14 protein-coding genes are annotated in these 15,197 nt (G+C 65.0%); 9 read left to right on the forward strand and 5 right to left on the reverse strand.

Going from position 1 to position 15,197, the window contains the following annotated elements:
• Positions 1–7 precede the first annotated feature (7 nt).
• From NFW30_RS12305 to NFW30_RS12340, 8 genes are all read left to right on the forward strand, one after another.
• The gene (locus NFW30_RS12305) at positions 8–1,021 is read left to right on the forward strand and encodes a thiamine pyrophosphate-dependent enzyme (protein ID WP_034934664.1); all 1,014 of its coding nucleotides are present in this window, start codon (positions 8–10) and stop codon (positions 1,019–1,021) included.
• Entirely contained in the window at positions 1,021–2,643 is a 1,623-nt protein-coding gene (locus tag NFW30_RS12310; protein WP_295351696.1) for an NAD(P)-binding protein, read from the forward strand. The genes NFW30_RS12305 and NFW30_RS12310 overlap by 1 nt, the downstream gene beginning before the upstream one ends.
• Positions 2,644–2,806: 163 nt before the next feature.
• On the forward strand, positions 2,807–5,539 hold the full coding sequence (gene ppdK / locus NFW30_RS12315) for a pyruvate, phosphate dikinase (RefSeq protein ID WP_295351693.1): 2,733 nt from the start codon (positions 2,807–2,809) through the stop codon (positions 5,537–5,539).
• Between the two features lie 136 nt (positions 5,540–5,675).
• The gene (tgt, locus tag NFW30_RS12320) at positions 5,676–6,791 is read left to right on the forward strand and encodes a tRNA guanosine(34) transglycosylase Tgt (protein WP_295351692.1); all 1,116 of its coding nucleotides are present in this window, start codon (positions 5,676–5,678) and stop codon (positions 6,789–6,791) included.
• Positions 6,792–6,843: 52 nt separating this feature from the next.
• Positions 6,844–7,170 carry a preprotein translocase subunit YajC gene (gene yajC / locus NFW30_RS12325; RefSeq protein ID WP_295351690.1) on the forward strand — a complete coding sequence of 109 codons (327 nt, stop codon included), beginning with the start codon at positions 6,844–6,846 and terminating at the stop codon, positions 7,168–7,170.
• Between the two features lie 59 nt (positions 7,171–7,229).
• Positions 7,230–9,107, forward strand: a complete 1,878-nt coding sequence (secD, locus tag NFW30_RS12330; protein WP_295351687.1) for a protein translocase subunit SecD — start codon at positions 7,230–7,232, stop codon at positions 9,105–9,107.
• An 11-nt stretch (positions 9,108–9,118) separates the two neighbouring features.
• Entirely contained in the window at positions 9,119–10,063 is a 945-nt protein-coding gene (gene secF, locus NFW30_RS12335; RefSeq protein WP_295351684.1) for a protein translocase subunit SecF, read from the forward strand.
• A gap of 44 nt (positions 10,064–10,107) precedes the next feature.
• Entirely contained in the window at positions 10,108–10,803 is a 696-nt protein-coding gene (locus NFW30_RS12340) for a cytochrome b/b6 domain-containing protein (RefSeq protein WP_295351681.1), read from the forward strand.
• A gap of 73 nt (positions 10,804–10,876) precedes the next feature.
• Here the strand turns inward: NFW30_RS12340 and NFW30_RS12345 are convergent, their stop codons facing one another.
• The 4 genes from NFW30_RS12345 to purB are packed head-to-tail and all read right to left on the reverse strand — an operon-like array spanning position 10,877 to position 13,384.
• A complete protein-coding gene (locus tag NFW30_RS12345) occupies positions 10,877–11,332 on the reverse strand; it encodes a cytochrome c (protein ID WP_295351678.1) in 456 nt (151 codons plus the stop codon).
• A 31-nt stretch (positions 11,333–11,363) separates the two neighbouring features.
• A complete protein-coding gene (locus NFW30_RS12350) occupies positions 11,364–11,684 on the reverse strand; it encodes a DUF2322 family protein (RefSeq protein WP_295351675.1) in 321 nt (106 codons plus the stop codon).
• A 3-nt stretch (positions 11,685–11,687) separates the two neighbouring features.
• The gene (locus NFW30_RS12355; RefSeq protein ID WP_295351673.1) at positions 11,688–12,017 is read right to left on the reverse strand and encodes a hypothetical protein; all 330 of its coding nucleotides are present in this window, start codon (positions 12,015–12,017) and stop codon (positions 11,688–11,690) included.
• Positions 12,017–13,384 (reverse strand): adenylosuccinate lyase, encoded by a 1,368-nt coding sequence (gene purB / locus NFW30_RS12360; RefSeq protein WP_295351670.1) that lies wholly within the window; start codon positions 13,382–13,384, stop codon positions 12,017–12,019. Before purB ends, NFW30_RS12355 begins: the two co-directional genes overlap by 1 nt.
• A gap of 124 nt (positions 13,385–13,508) precedes the next feature.
• On the opposite strand from purB, the gene NFW30_RS12365 reads away from it, so the two are divergent.
• Complete coding sequence (locus NFW30_RS12365) at positions 13,509–14,117, forward strand: glutathione S-transferase (RefSeq protein ID WP_295351668.1); 609 nt, start codon at positions 13,509–13,511, stop codon at positions 14,115–14,117.
• Between the two features lie 92 nt (positions 14,118–14,209).
• On the opposite strand, the gene motB is transcribed toward NFW30_RS12365, so the two are convergent.
• Positions 14,210–15,166: a flagellar motor protein MotB gene (gene motB / locus NFW30_RS12370; RefSeq protein WP_295351666.1), complete on the reverse strand. Its 957-nt coding sequence runs from the start codon at positions 15,164–15,166 to the stop codon at positions 14,210–14,212.
• Positions 15,167–15,197 lie beyond the last annotated feature (31 nt).

Consider the following 15,197-nt stretch of genomic DNA (forward strand, 5'->3'; position numbering starts at 1 on the left):
AACGACCATGAGCTTCCAACCCGTTCATTTCTACCAGACCGGAACCTTCACCGTCGGCAACCGCCTGCTCTCCGCCGAGGAGCGCAGCGTCCAGGCCAACGTCGAACGGACCAATTCGCTGAACTCGGGACACCGCGCCTGCCAGGGCTGCGGCGAGGCGCTTGGCGCCCGCTACGCGATCGACGCGGCGATGAATGCCGCCCGCGGGCGCCTGATCGCCGCCAACGCCACCGGCTGCCTCGAAGTCTTCTCGACTCCTTACCCGGAGACGTCGTGGCAAATCCCGTGGATTCACTCGCTGTTCGGCAACACGGCCGCGATCGGTACCGGCATCGCCGCGGCGATCAAGGTCAAGCGACAGAAGGGCCAGATGGATGACGTCCGCGTCGTCGCCCAGGGCGGTGACGGCGGCACCACCGACATCGGCTTCGGCTGTCTGTCCGGCATGTTCGAGCGCAACGATGACGTGCTCTACATCTGCTACGACAACGGCGGCTACATGAACACCGGCGTCCAGCGCAGTTCGGCGACGCCGCCGGCGGCACGTACGGCGACCACCATGCCGGTCGGTCCGGAACCGGGCAATGTCTTCGGCCAGGGCAAGTTCGTGCCGGCGATCGCCATGGCGCACGAGATCCCCTACGTCGCGACGGCTACCGTCGCCGACCTGCGCGACCTCGAGTACAAGGTCACCAAGGCGATGGGTCTGCGTGGCGCGCGCTACATCCACATCCTCGTACCCTGCCCGCTCGGCTGGGGCGCGGCCTCGCAGGACACCATCAAGCTGGCGCGGCTGGCGAAGGAAACCGGCATCTTCCCGGTCTTCGAGGCCGAACATGGCGAGGTCACCGGCGTCCTCAAGATCCGCCGGCCACAACCCGTCGAGGAGTATCTGAAGTTGCAGAAACGCTATGCCCACCTCTTCGGCAAGAAGCCGGCAGTGGAGACGATCGCCCGCCTGCAGGCGGCGGCAGACAAGAACATTCGCAAGTACGGACTGCTCGACCAGGAGGCGAACTGATGGACAAACCCTTTGCGATCACCCTCGATCCCGGCTCATCGCTGGCCAACCGCACCGGCTCCTGGCGCACCTCGAGGCCGGTCTATCTCGACCGGCTGCCGCCGTGCAACAAGCAGTGCCCGGCCGGCGAGGACATCCAGGGCTGGCTGTTCCACGCCGAATCGGGCGATTACGAGAGCGCCTGGCGGCACCTGACGAAGGACAACCCGTTCCCGGCGATCATGGGACGGGTCTGCTACCACACCTGCGAGGGCGCCTGCAACCGCGGCCAGCTCGATGCGCCGGTGGGCATCAATTCGGTCGAGCGCTTCCTCGGCGACGAGGCGCTCAAGCGCGGCTGGAAGCTGACGCCGCCGACCAGCGAGTCGGGCAAGCACGTCCTGATCGTCGGCGCCGGCCCATCGGGAATGTCGGCTGCCTACCACCTGCGCCGCCTCGGCCACCGGGTCACCGTCCAGGAAGCCGGGCCGCTGCTCGGCGGCATGATGCGCTTCGGCATTCCCAAGTACCGCCTGCCGCGCGAGGTGCTGGAAGCCGAGATGCAGCGGGTCGTCGACCTCGGTGTCACCGTGAAGCTCGGCAGCAAGGTCGAGAACATCCTCGCGACGATGCAGGATGGGGGCTTCGACGCTGCCTTCCTCGCGGTCGGCGCCCACATCGGCAAGCGGGCGATGATTCCCGCCGGTGACGCGGCGAAGATCATCGATGCCATCTCGTTGCTGCGCAGCATGGAGGGCGAGGAGAAGCCGCTGCTCGGCCGCCGCGTCGTCGTCTATGGTGGCGGCAACACGGCCATCGACGTCGCCCGCACCGCCAAGCGCATGGGAGCCGAGCCACTGATCGTCTACCGCCGCACGCGTGAGAAGATGCCGGCGCACGACTTCGAAGTCGAAGAGGCTCTGCAGGAAGGCATCATGGTCAAGTGGCTGTCGACGATCAAGCAGGCGCACGAATCCTCGCTGACGATCGAGAAGATGGCGCTCGACAGCAAGGGCTTCCCGCAACCGACGGGCGAGTACGAAACCATCGAGGCCGACTCGCTGGTGCTGGCGCTGGGCCAGGATGTCGATCTCGGCCTGCTCGAGGGCGTGCCCGGGCTCGAGGTCAGCGACGGTGTCGTGCAGGTCAACGCCAACATGATGACCGGTCATGCCGGAATCTTCGCTGGAGGCGACATGGTGCCGGCCGAGCGCAACGTCACGGTCGCCATCGGTCACGGCAAGAAGGCGGCGCGCAACATCGATGCCTGGCTGCGCGGCGAGGAGTATGTGGCGCCGCCCAAGCATGAGGTGGCGAGCTTCGAGAACCTCAACACCTGGTATTACGCCGATGCACCGAAGACGGTGCGACCGATGCTCGACATCATCCGCCGCCAGTCGACCTTCGAGGAGGTGCAGGGCGGGCTGGACGAGAACAACGCCCTGTTCGAGGCGCGCCGCTGCCTGTCCTGCGGCAACTGCTTCGAATGCGACAACTGCTACGGCGTCTGCCCCGACAACGCGGTGATCAAGCTCGGCCCCGGCAAGCGCTTCGAGTTCAACTACGACTACTGCAAGGGCTGCGGCATGTGCGTTGCCGAATGCCCGTGTGGCGCGATCAAGATGGAGGCGGAAGAGATATAGTATCGTCAACCTTTCCCCGGTTTTCGCGCCGCTGAACGGCAGCATCGGCAGCGGCGCCGCCACACCGTGATCCGGCACAGGCGCCCGGGTCACCGACTCTCGGGGCACTGCGAACGTGCCGTTCGAAGTGCCCTTTCATTCTCTCCTCATGAGTGGGGTTTTTATGACGACTGCAAGCAAGAACGTATACGTATTCGGTGCCGCGCGAACCGACGGCGACGCCAAGATGAAGAATCTGCTCGGCGGCAAGGGCGCCAACCTGGCGGAGATGTGCCGTCTGGGAATCGCCGTCCCGCCCGGGTTCACGATCAGCACCGAGATGTGCACCGTCTACACCGAACAGGGCCAGGATGCCGTCCTGAAGCTGATCGATGCCGAGGTCCGCGCCGGCGTCGCCTATGTCGAACAGGAGATGGGCAAGAAGTTCGGCGATTCGTCGGATCCGCTGCTGCTGTCGGTACGCTCGGGATCGCGCGCCTCGATGCCGGGAATGATGGATACCATCCTCAACCTCGGACTCAACGACGCGGCGGTCGAAGGACTGGCGCGCAAGGCGAACAACGAGCGCTTTGCCTGGGACTCGTACCGCCGCTTCATCCAGATGTACGGCGACGTCGTCATGGGCCTCAAGCCGGTGTCGAAGGAGGATCACGATCCATTCGAAGTCGTTATCGACATGGTCAAGGAGAAGAAGGGGGTCCAGCTCGATACCGAACTCGACACCGCGGATCTCAAGGAACTCGTCACGCGCTTCAAGGGGTTGATTCGCGCGCGCGTCGGCCGCGAGTTCCCGAGCGATCCGTGGGAACAGCTCTGGGGATCGGTAATGGCGGTCTTCCAGAGCTGGAACAATGACCGCGCGAAGGTCTACCGCGAGCTGAACGACATCCCGGAGAGCTGGGGAACGGCGGTCAACGTGCAGGCGATGGTTTTCGGCAACCTCGGCGACAACAGCGGCACCGGCGTCGCCTTCACGCGCGACGCGAGTACCGGCGAGGACCTGTTCAACGGCGAGTTCCTGATCAACGCGCAGGGCGAGGACGTCGTCGCCGGTATCCGGACACCGCAACAGGTGACCCTCGAGGGTTCACGCCGCTGGGCGCAGCTGGCGATGGTCAGCGAAGACGAGCGCCGGGCGCGCTTCCCGTCGCTCGAGGAACTGATGCCGGAGATCTACCAGCAGCTGCTGCAGGCCGAGACAAAGCTCGAGCGGCACTACGCCGACATGCAGGACGTCGAATTCACCATCCAGGAAGGCCGCCTGTGGATGCTGCAGACGCGCAACGGCAAGCGCACCGGTGCGGCGATGGTGCGCATCGCGATGGAGATGCTGCGGCAGGGCATCATCGACGAGAAGGAAGCGCTGCGCCGCGTCAACCCCGAGCGACTGAACGAACTGCTGCACCCGGTCTTCGACCCGGTGGCGATCCGCAAGGCGCGGGTCATCGCGCACGGCCTGCCGGCTTCGCCCGGTGCGGCAACCGGACAGATCGTCTTCTTCGCCGACGAGGCCGAGGACTGGGTGCGCAAGGGCAGGACGGTCATCCTCGTGCGCCAGGAAACCTCACCCGAAGACCTGCGCGGCATGAGCGTCGCCAAGGGCATCCTCACCGCCCGCGGTGGCATGACCTCGCACGCCGCCGTCGTCGCGCGCGGCATGGGCAAGTGCTGTGTTTCCGGCGCCGGCGCGGTGCACGTCGACTACCACGCACGCACGATGTCGGTCGGCAACGAGACCTGGAAGGAAGGCGAGTGGCTGTCGCTCGATGGTTCGACCGGAGACGTCTTCCTCGGCCAGGTGCCGACCAAGGAAGCCGAGCTGACCGGTGACTTCGGCGCCCTGATGGAACTGGCCGACCGGCATCGGCGGCTTGGCGTGCGCGCCAATGCCGATACGCCGGAAGACGCCAAGGTGGCGCGCAACTTCGGCGCCAGGGGCATCGGCCTGTGCCGGACCGAGCACATGTTCTTCGAGGGCGACCGCATCAAGGCGGTGCGCGAGATGATCCTCGCCGACGACGAAGCCGGTCGCCGCAAGGCGCTGGCAAAGCTGCTGCCGATGCAGCGCGGCGACTTCGAGGGCCTGTTCCGCGAGATGAACGGCCTTGCCGTCACCATCCGCCTGCTCGATCCGCCGCTGCACGAGTTCGTCCCGCACGACGAAGAGAACCAGCGCGTGATGGCGCACGAGATGAACCTGCCGCTGCCGGTGATCAAGATGCGCGTCGAGGATCTGCACGAGTTCAACCCGATGATGGGTCATCGCGGCTGTCGTCTCGGCATCACCTACCCGGAAATCACCGAGATGCAGACACGCGCCATCCTCGAGGCCGGCCTCAACATGAAGGCCAAGGGGATCGAGGTCAAGGCCGAGATCATGATCCCGCTGGTCGGTACGGTGCGTGAATTCAACGCGCAGGCAAAGGTGATCCGGGCGACGGCGGCGGCGGTCTTCGCCGAGCGCGGCGAGAAGCTCGACTACCTGCTCGGCACGATGATCGAAACGCCGCGCGCCGCGCTGATCGCCGACAGCATCGGCCAGCAGGCGGAGTTCTTCTCCTTCGGCACCAACGACCTGACGCAGATGACCATGGGCTTCTCGCGCGACGACGCCGGCAAGTTCCTGCCGAGCTACCTCAAGGACGGCATGTACGAGCGCGATCCGTTCCAGTCGATCGACCAGAAGGGCGTCGGCCTGCTGGTCCGGATGGCGGTCGAGAAGGGCCGTTCGGTGCGCCCGGGCATCAAGCTCGGCGTCTGTGGCGAGCACGGCGGCGACCCGGCTTCGGTCGATTTCTTCCACCGTGCCGGTCTCGACTACGTCAGCTGCTCGCCATTCCGGGTACCGATCGCGCGTCTGGCAGCCGCCCAGGCAGCGATCGACAATCCCGCCTGAGGCGCCAGTGGGTGTCCTGCTGGCCGGTTCGCCGGTCAGCAGGCCTTCTCGCCCGACCGGCCACCTCCGGTCGGGCGTTTTGTTTCTGCCGGCACTCCGTTTGCCGGCAAGCCTGCTCCGATCGTCCCGAACAGCGATGAAATTCGAGCTCCTCGCCAGCGATGGCGCAGCCCGTCGCGGTCTACTGCACCTTTGCCACGGCACCGTCGACACCCCGGCCTTCATGCCGGTCGGCACCTATGGCACGGTGAAGGCGATGAGCCCCCGTGAGCTGCTCGCCACCGGCAGCCAGATCTGCCTCGGCAACACCTTTCACCTCTGGCTGCGCCCGGGCCTCGAGGTGATCGCGGCGCATTCCGGGCTGCACCGCTTCATGTCCTGGGAGCGGCCGATCCTCACCGACTCCGGCGGCTTCCAGGTGTTCTCGCTCGGCGCCCTGCGCCGCATCAGCGAGGAAGGCGTGCGCTTCCAGTCGCCGGTCAACGGCGACCGCCTCCTCCTGACACCCGAGGAGTCGATGCGCATCCAGCACGTGCTCGACTCGGACATCGCCATGATCCTCGACGAATGCACACCCTACCCGGCCAGCCACGCCGAGGCGGCGGCTTCGCTGCGCCTGTCGCTGCGCTGGGCCCGCCGTTCGCGCGCGGCGCATGACCGCCTGCTGAACGGCAACGCCCTGTTCGGCATCGTCCAGGGCGGCATGCACGAGGATCTGCGCGACGAATCGCTCGCCGGCCTGCTCGACATCGGCTTCGACGGTTTCGCCATCGGCGGTCTCTCGGTCGGCGAACCGAAGGACGACATGCGGCGGATCCTGGCGCATACGGCGCCGCGGCTGCCGCCGCAGAGGCCGCGCTACCTGATGGGCGTCGGCACGCCGGAGGACCTGGTCGGCGCCGTCGCCGCCGGCATCGACATGTTCGACTGCGTCCTGCCGACGCGGAACGCGCGCAACGGCCACCTGTTCACCCGCCACGGCGACATCCGCATCCGCAACGCCCGCCACCGCAGCGACCGGCGCCCGCTGGACACGAGTTGTTCCTGCTACACCTGCCAGAATTTCTCGCGCGCCTATCTGCATCACCTCAACCGCACTCGCGAGATCCTGGGCGCGCAACTCGCGACGCTGCACAACCTCCATTACTACCAGGAGCTGATGCGCGACCTGCGGCAGGCGATCAGCTCCGGCACGCTGCCGGCGACGGTGGCGTCCTTTCACCTGGCGCGTTCCCAGCAGGGCGAAGGCTAGTGGTACAATCGCCGGCTCGATTCCAACGCCACTGTTTTCTCAGGAGAATGATGTGCTGATCAGCACCGCCCACGCCCAACAGGCAGCCTCTTCCGACCCGACCGGCGGCTTCATGCAGTTGCTGCCGATCATCCTGATGTTCGTCGTCCTCTACTTCCTGATGATCCGGCCACAGATGAAACGCGCCAAGGAGCACAAGGCGCTGGTCGAGGCCCTAGCCAGGGGTGACGAGGTCATCACCGGCGGCGGAATCGCCGGCCGCATCACCAGGGTCGGCGAGCAGTTCGTCAGCCTCGAAGTGGCCGAGGGCGTCGAGATCCAGGTGCAGAAACCAGCGGTGCAGCTGGTCCTGCCCAAGGGGTCGCTGAAAGCGCTCTGACCAGCTTCTCGTTGCCCGACCCGTGGGCAACTGGCACACACCCCTGACGGCAAGCATCCATGAATCGTTATCCGCTCTGGAAATACGTCATCGTCGGCCTGGCACTGGTCTTCGGCCTCATTTACACGCTGCCGAACTTCTTCGGCGAATCACCGGCGGTACAGGTTTCCAGCGCCAAGGCGACGATCAAGATCGACGACCGGGCGCGCGAGCGTGTCGCCAGTGCGCTGCAGGCCGCTGCCATCGCCAACAGCGGCATCTTCCTCGACAGCAATGGCGTCAAGGTCCGGCTGGCAACGACCGACCAGCAGTTGCAGGCGAAGGACGTGCTGGAAAAGCAGTTCAATCCGGACCCGGGTGACCCGCAGTACGTCGTCGCGCTCAACCTGCTGTCGAGTTCGCCGCGCTGGCTGACCAGCCTGCACGCACTGCCGATGTACCTCGGTCTCGACCTGCGCGGCGGGGTTCACTTCCTCCTGCAGGTGGACATGAAGGGCGCCGTGACGAAGCGGCTCGATGCCCTCGGCGGCGACCTGCGCAGCCTGCTGCGCGACAGGAACATCCGCCATGCCGGCATCAGCCGCGAGGGCGAGCGGATGGTGATCCGCTTCCGTGACGGTGAGACGCGCACCAAGGCGCGCATCGTACTCGAGGACAACCAGTCGGAACTGCTCCTCGCCGACCAGGGGGAAGGCGATGATCTGCGGCTCGTCGGCACGCTCAGGCCGGAGGCAATAAAGCGGATCCAGGAATTCGCCATCAAGCAGAACATGACGACGCTGCACAACCGGATCAACGAACTCGGCGTCGCCGAGCCGGTGATCGCGCAGCAAGGGGCCGACCGGATCGTCGTCCAGTTGCCGGGCGTCCAGGATACCGCCAAGGCCAAGGACATCCTCGGCCGGACGGCAACGCTGGAAATCCGCATGGTCGAGGAAACCGCGGGGGCGATCGAAGCCGCCCTGGCCGGGCAGGTACCCTTTGGCACCGAACTGTACGTCGAGCGTGGTGGCATGCCACTGCTGGTGAAGAAGCAGGTCGTGCTCACCGGTGACCGACTGACCGACGCGCAGCCAGGTTTCGACAACCAGACATCGGAACCGGCGGTACATCTCACCCTCGATTCCGCTGGCGCGCGAATCTTCAAGGACGTCACGCGCGACAACGTCGGCAAGCGGATGGCGATCGTGCTGATCGAGAAGGGCAAGGGCGAAGTGATCACGGCGCCGGTCATCCGGGCCGAGATCGCCGGCGGGCGTGTCCAGATATCGGGCCGCATGAGTACCGTCGAGGCCAACGACACGGCGTTGCTGTTGCGCGCCGGCTCGCTCGCCGCGCCGATGGAGATCATCGAGGAGCGGACCATCGGCCCCAGCCTCGGCGCCGAGAACATCCGCAAGGGATTCCATTCGACGATGTGGGGCTTCGCAGCGATTGCCGTCTTCATGATCGCCTACTACCAACTCTTCGGAGTGGTATCGGTCGTCGCCCTGGCGGCCAACCTGCTCTTTCTCGTCGCCCTGCTCTCACTGCTGCAGGCGACCCTGACGCTGCCGGGAATCGCCGCCATCGCGCTGACGCTGGGCATGGCGATCGACGCCAACGTGCTGATCAACGAGCGCATCCGCGAGGAACTGCGCAATGGCTCGACACCGCAGGCGGCGATCCACACCGGCTACGAGCGGGCATTCGGCACCATCCTCGACTCCAATATCACCACCCTGATCGCCGGCGTCGCGCTGCTGATCTTCGGTTCCGGACCGGTACGTGGCTTCGCCGTCGTGCACTGCCTCGGCATTCTGACCTCGCTGTTTTCCGCCGTCGTCGTCTCGCGCGCAATGATCAACCTGATCTACGGCCGTCGCCGCAAACTCGAATCCCTTGCCATCGGCCAGGTCTGGAAGCCGATCGATGGCAGCACCACGACTGCCAGATAGGAAACGGACCGATGGAATTCTTCCGCATCCGAAAAGACATCCCGTTCATGCGCCATGCGGTGACGTTCAACGTCATCTCGCTGCTCACCTTTCTGCTCTCGGTCTTCTTCCTCGTCAGCCGTGGCCTGCACCTCTCGGTCGAGTTCACCGGCGGCACGCTGATCGAGATCAACTACGAGCAGGCGGCCGATCTCGAAAAGGTCCGCGAGGGACTCGCCAAGGCCGGCCACAGTGACTTCTCGGTCCAGAATTTCGGCTCCAGCCGCGATGTGCTGATCCGGCTGCCACTCAAGGCGGAGCAGAACACCGCCCGGATCGGCGAATCGGTGATGCAGGCGCTGACTGCCGAGGCACCGGGAGCCGACCTGCGACGGGTCGAGTTCGTCGGCCCGCAGGTGGGCAGGGAACTGGCGGAGAACGGCGCGCTGGCGCTGCTGCTGGTGGTCGTCGGCATCGTGCTTTATCTCGCCTTCCGCTTCGAGTGGCGTTTCTCGGTCTCGGCGATCATCGCCAACCTGCATGATGTGGTGATCATCCTCGGCTTCTTCGCCTTCTTCCAGTGGGAATTCTCGCTCTCGGTCCTCGCCGCCGTGCTGGCCGTCCTCGGCTATTCCGTCAATGAATCGGTCGTCGTCTTCGACCGCGTGCGCGAGACCTTCAAGAAGACGCGTGGCCTGACGACGCCACAGGTGCTCGACCACGCGATCACCAGCACCATTTCGCGCACCATCATCACGCATGGTTCGACGCAGATGATGGTCCTCTCGATGCTCATCTTCGGCGGCGAGACGCTGTACTATTTTTCGCTGGCACTGACCATCGGCATCTGCTTCGGCATCTACTCGTCGGTGCTCGTCGCCAGCCCGCTGGTGATGTGGCTGGGCGTGTCGCGCGAGCAGTTCGTCAAACCGAAGCGTCAGATCGAGGGCGCCAACGAGGAAGGTGCGGTCGTCTGACTGGCAACGCGACCACGGCTACGTGCAACGACGGAGGTCAGGAGATGAGCGACAGGCAGCGCATCCGCGTCTGGGATTTGCCCACACGGGTCTTCCACTGGGCGCTCGTGCTGCTCGTCGTCGCATCCTTCGTCAGCGGCAAGATCGGCGGCAACGCGATGGTCTGGCACGGCCGCTTCGGTCTCGCCATCCTCGGTCTGTTGAGCTTTCGCCTGCTGTGGGGACTGATCGGCTCGACCTACGCCCGTTTCATCTCCTTTCTGCCGACGCCCGCCGCCATCATGGCCTACCTGCGCGGCCAGTGGCGCGGACTCGGCCACAATCCGCTTGGCGCGCTCTCCGTTTTCGGCCTCCTCGGGCTCCTTGCCTTTCAGGTCGGCAGCGGTCTCTTCGCCAATGACGACATCGCCTTCCGCGGCCCCCTGTACGCACTGGTCAGCAGCGAGCTCAGCGAGCGCCTGACCGGCTGGCACAAGCTTTCGGTCAACCTGCTCGTGCTACTGGTTCTGCTGCACCTGACGGCAATCGGCTTCTACGCGCACGTCAGGAAGGAGAACCTGGTCAGACCGATGCTGACCGGCTGGAAGGAGGTCGCTCCGGAACATGGGCCGCCGGCAACCGGAGGCGGGCCGCTGGCGTTCATCGTCGCGCTGCTGTTTGCCGTCGCGGCGGTCTATGCCGGCAGTGGGGAGTGGGTACCGCCACCGGCGGCAGCACCGGTGTCCGCTCCCGCCTGGTAGAGCCCGGCAATCGGCAGCGCAGCGGCGTCGCTGCCGGCCGCACTCGATCCGGCAGCGACGTGTGCCGCCGCACTCAATCCTTGCGGAACTTGTCGTGGCAGGCCTTGCAGCTTTCGCCAGTCTTGCCGAACTGTACCTTCACCGCCGCCGCGTCGCCGGTGGCAGCCACCTTCTGCAACTCGTTGGCTTCCTTGATGTAGGCCATCGCCAGTTCCTTGACCTTCTCCTGCTCCTTGAAGAACTCCGGCTTGACTCGCGTCTTCTCGCTGCCGACGTCCTTGTCCGTACCCGCGCCAAACAAGGCACCCATGCCGGAATTGGCGGTCGCTGCGACGACGTTGGCAGCGGCGATCACCTGCTCCTTGTTGTAGGCACCTTCGAGATTGGCCTTGATCTTGCCCATGTTCCACGCCATGAAGCTGTAACCGGCCTTGCGATACTTGATCATCTCCTCCGGCTTCAGGGCCTGCTGGGCACAGACGGCCCCGGCACAGGTGGTCAGCAAGAGCGCTGCGACGACTGTCTTCATGGTTTCTCTCCGTTGTGGTTGAGGTAGGGGTTCATAGCGCAAAGACGTGCTTGGTGCGCAAGGTCCGCTGCTCGCTGACGAGCAGCAGCAGGCGGTCGATGTTGGGATGCCGGCCAGGGTTGGCACGCGCCTCATCGACGTTTTCGGCAAACAGTTCGAGACCCTTTGCCGCTGCCTCGGGAGTGATCGCGCCATAGGTCTGCGCAAGGTGATTGTAGATCGCGAGCGCACCCTGGCTTCCGGCACGGTTCTCGACGCTGCCGAGGAGTTCTCCCGTCGCATCCAGCAGGTGGATGGCCTGCAGGTGCGAAATCCCCGGCAGCTTGCGCAGATTCGCGGCGAAGACCGACACGGCTCAGCGTCGCCAGTTTACGGCGATGCCGATGACGATCCCCGCCGCCGCACAACCGAAGGTCGTCAGCAGCACCGGGGTCCATGTCGTCTGTTCCGGCCCGACGAAGGATGACCAGGCGGCGCTGGCCAGCCCGCCGGTCAGAAAACCGAAGATCCAGCCGAGCATGCCACCACGCACCAGCGCGCCACGGCGCCCATCCTCACCGCAGCAATGCGGGCAATAAGCCGAGTCGGCCGGTACCATTCGCTCGCAACTCGGGCAGGCGACCATTGCCGGCGCCGGCTCGCGATCCGGACCGATGCCGGCGGGCGAGTGCCGGTTGGCGCCCATCAGATTCTCCTCGCCAGTTCGGCCGCCATACCGGTGTAGCTCGAGGGAGTCATGCGCATCAGTTCGGCCGTTGCTGCCTCGGGCAGCCCCAGCGATTCGACGAAGGCGCGCATCTCCGCCGGCGAAACGCGCTTGCCGCGCGTCAGTTCCTTGAGTCTTTCGTAGGGGTTGGCGACGCCATGCCGGCGCATGACGGTCTGCACCGGTTCGGCCAACAGTTCCCAGTTCGCATCGAGATCGGCGTGCAGTCGCCCGGCATCGGCCTCCAGCTTGCCGAGACCGCGCAGCAGCGAGTCGTAGGCGAGCAGCGTGTAACCGAGCGCAACGCCCATGTTGCGCAGCACCGTCGAATCACTGAGATCGCGTTGCCAGCGCGAGATCGGCAACTTGTCGGCAAGGTGGCGCAGGAGCGCATTGGCCAGGCCGAGGTTGCCCTCCGAGTTCTCGAAGTCGATCGGATTCACCTTGTGCGGCATGGTGGACGAACCGATCTCCCCGGCCTTGAGCTTCTGCCGGAAGAATCCGAGCGAGATATAGCCCCAGATGTCGCGGTTGAGATCGATCAGGATCAGGTTCGCACGCGCGAAGGCATCGAACAGCTCCGCCATCGAGTCATGCGGCTCGATCTGGATCGTGTAGGGATTGAACTCCAGGCCGAGCGACTCGACGAAGCGACGCGCGAAGCCCTCCCAGTCATGGTCCGGGTATGCCGCCAGATGTGCGTTGTAGTTGCCAACGGCACCATTGATCTTCCCCAGCAGGCGAACACCGGCGATCGCCGAGCGCGCGCGCCGCAGCCGGAAGGCGACGTTCGCCATTTCCTTGCCCAGCGTCGTCGGCGTGGCCGGCTGACCATGTGTGCGCGACATCATCGGCAGATCGGCAAACTCGTGCGCCAGTTCGCGCAGGCGCTCGACGACCCGGTCCAGTGTCGGCAACATCGTCTCGCCGCGCGCGCCCTGCAGCATCAACGCATGAGCCAGGTTGTTGATGTCCTCCGAGGTGCAGGCAAAATGGATGAACCCGGCGACGCGCATGACCTCGACGTTGTCCGCCAGCCTTTTCCGGAGCCAGTACTCGAGCGCCTTGACATCGTGGTTGGTGACCGCCTCGATCTCCTTCACCTCAGCCGCTTCGGTGGGACCAAAGTCGGCCACCAGGGCATCGAGCTGACACAGGGTGGCGGCCGAGAAGGGAGGCACCTCGTCCAGATGCGGATCGGCAGCGAGCGCCTGCAGCCATGCCACTTCGACCTGCAGGCGACGCCTGATCAGGCCGCATTCGGAAAACTCCGGGCGCAGTGCATCCACCTTGCCGGCGTAGCGACCATCGAGTGGTGAGAGCGATGTGAGCGGTGAAGGCAACATGCAGGACAATCCTTGAACAGACAACGGGACACCCGGGTATTCTACCCGTCCCTGAGGTGCAGCCGTAACCGGGTTGCGGGCCCGATGCTATAATCGTGCGCAGTTTTTTACCATTGGGAAACAGATGAAGCTCATCGGATCACTGACCAGTCCGTACGTCCGCAAGACGCGGGTCGTTCTGGCCGAGAAGAAGATCGACTACGAGTTCGAGGTCGACTCGCCATGGCTGCCCGAGAACCAGGTGAGCCACGTCAATCCGCTGGGCAAGATACCGGTGCTCGTCCTCGACGACAACACCGTCCTGTTCGATTCGCGAGTCATCGTCGAATACCTCGACAACGTCGCGCCCAACAACAAGTTGATGCCCGCGCCAAACCGCGAACGTTCCGAGGTGAAGCGCTGGGAGGCACTCGCCGACGGGATCTGTGATGCTGCGGCGCTGGTGTTCCTCGAGAGGAAGCGGCCCGTCGTGCAGCAGAGCCCGGACTGGATCAGTCGTCAGCAAGCCAAGATCATCACCAGTGTGGAATACATGGCGAGCGAGCTCGCCGACTGCAACTGGTGCATGGGCACCCACTTCTCGCTCGCCGACGTCGCCAGCGGCTGTGCGCTCGGCTACCTCGTCTTCCGCTTTCCGGAGATCGACTGGCGTGGCAAGCACCCGAATCTCGCGCGCCTCTACGAGAAGCTGATGCTGCGCCCGGCGTTCAGCGACACCGTACCGCAGGGCTGAGCGGTTGCAAGGAAGTCGTCGCGAGCAGGCCGAGATGCACGGCGCGGGCGAGCGAACGACGTGACCGATCAGATGGATGGGCGAGGAGAGACTCATTTCGTCGGCGCTGCCGGCGCGCTGACGGCATCCGCATCCAGTCCTTGTGCGCCGACCTCGACCGCGTCCACCTTGCCGTCCTCCTGCAGCAACGCCTCCTCCGCCTTGCGGTTCAGGACGACGATGCTGATGCGGCGGTTGATCGAACTCAGCGGATCGTTGCGATCGAAGAGGACCGTTGAAGCCAGACCGACGACTCGCAGGACCTTGTGCTCATCCATGCCGCCGGCGATCAGCTCGCGCCGCGATGCGTTCGCCCTGTTTGCCGACAGCTCCCAGTTCGAGAAGCCCTTGTCGCCACCGCCGAACTGGGCAGCGTCGGTATGGCCGGAAAGGCTCAGCTTGTTCGGCACCGCGTTCAACGCCTTGCCGATCTCACGCAGGATCACCCGGGTATGGGGCTTCAGCTCGGCACTGCTGGTGTCGAACATCGGGCGGTTCTGCTCGTCCACGATCTGGATGCGCAATCCCTCGCTGGTCACGTCCACCAGCAACTGGTTCTTGAACTGCCTGAGCGCGGGATTGCTCTCGATCAGCTTCTCGATGTTCTGCTTCAGTTCGCCGAGCTTCACCTTCTCGCGCTCCTCGAACTCCCGGCGAACCTGCTCGGCGTTGGTTTCCTTCAGGTTGACGGTCTTGTTCTTGGCATCGATGTCGCCGCCCTTGACCTGGCCCGACGAGCGCGTCAGATCCTTGCCGCCCCCCTTGAGCACGCTCGAGCTGTCGCCCGTTCCCGACCCCCCCTGCGAGGCGATCTTGAGCGGGTTCTGGAAATAGTCCGCAATCCCCTTGAGATCGCCACTGGCCGTCGATCCGAGCAGCCACATCAACAGGAAGAAAGCCATCATGGCCGTCACGAAGTCGGCGTAAGCGATCTTCCAGGCACCACCATGATGGCCGCCGGCAACCTTCTTGACCCGCTTGACGACTATCGGGCGCAGATCGTCACTCATTCATTCTCCCCAATCGGTCGCTGCCCCGGCG

It is taken from the genome of Accumulibacter sp. (assembly GCF_023806635.1).
Classification (GTDB): domain Bacteria; phylum Pseudomonadota; class Gammaproteobacteria; order Burkholderiales; family Rhodocyclaceae; genus Accumulibacter.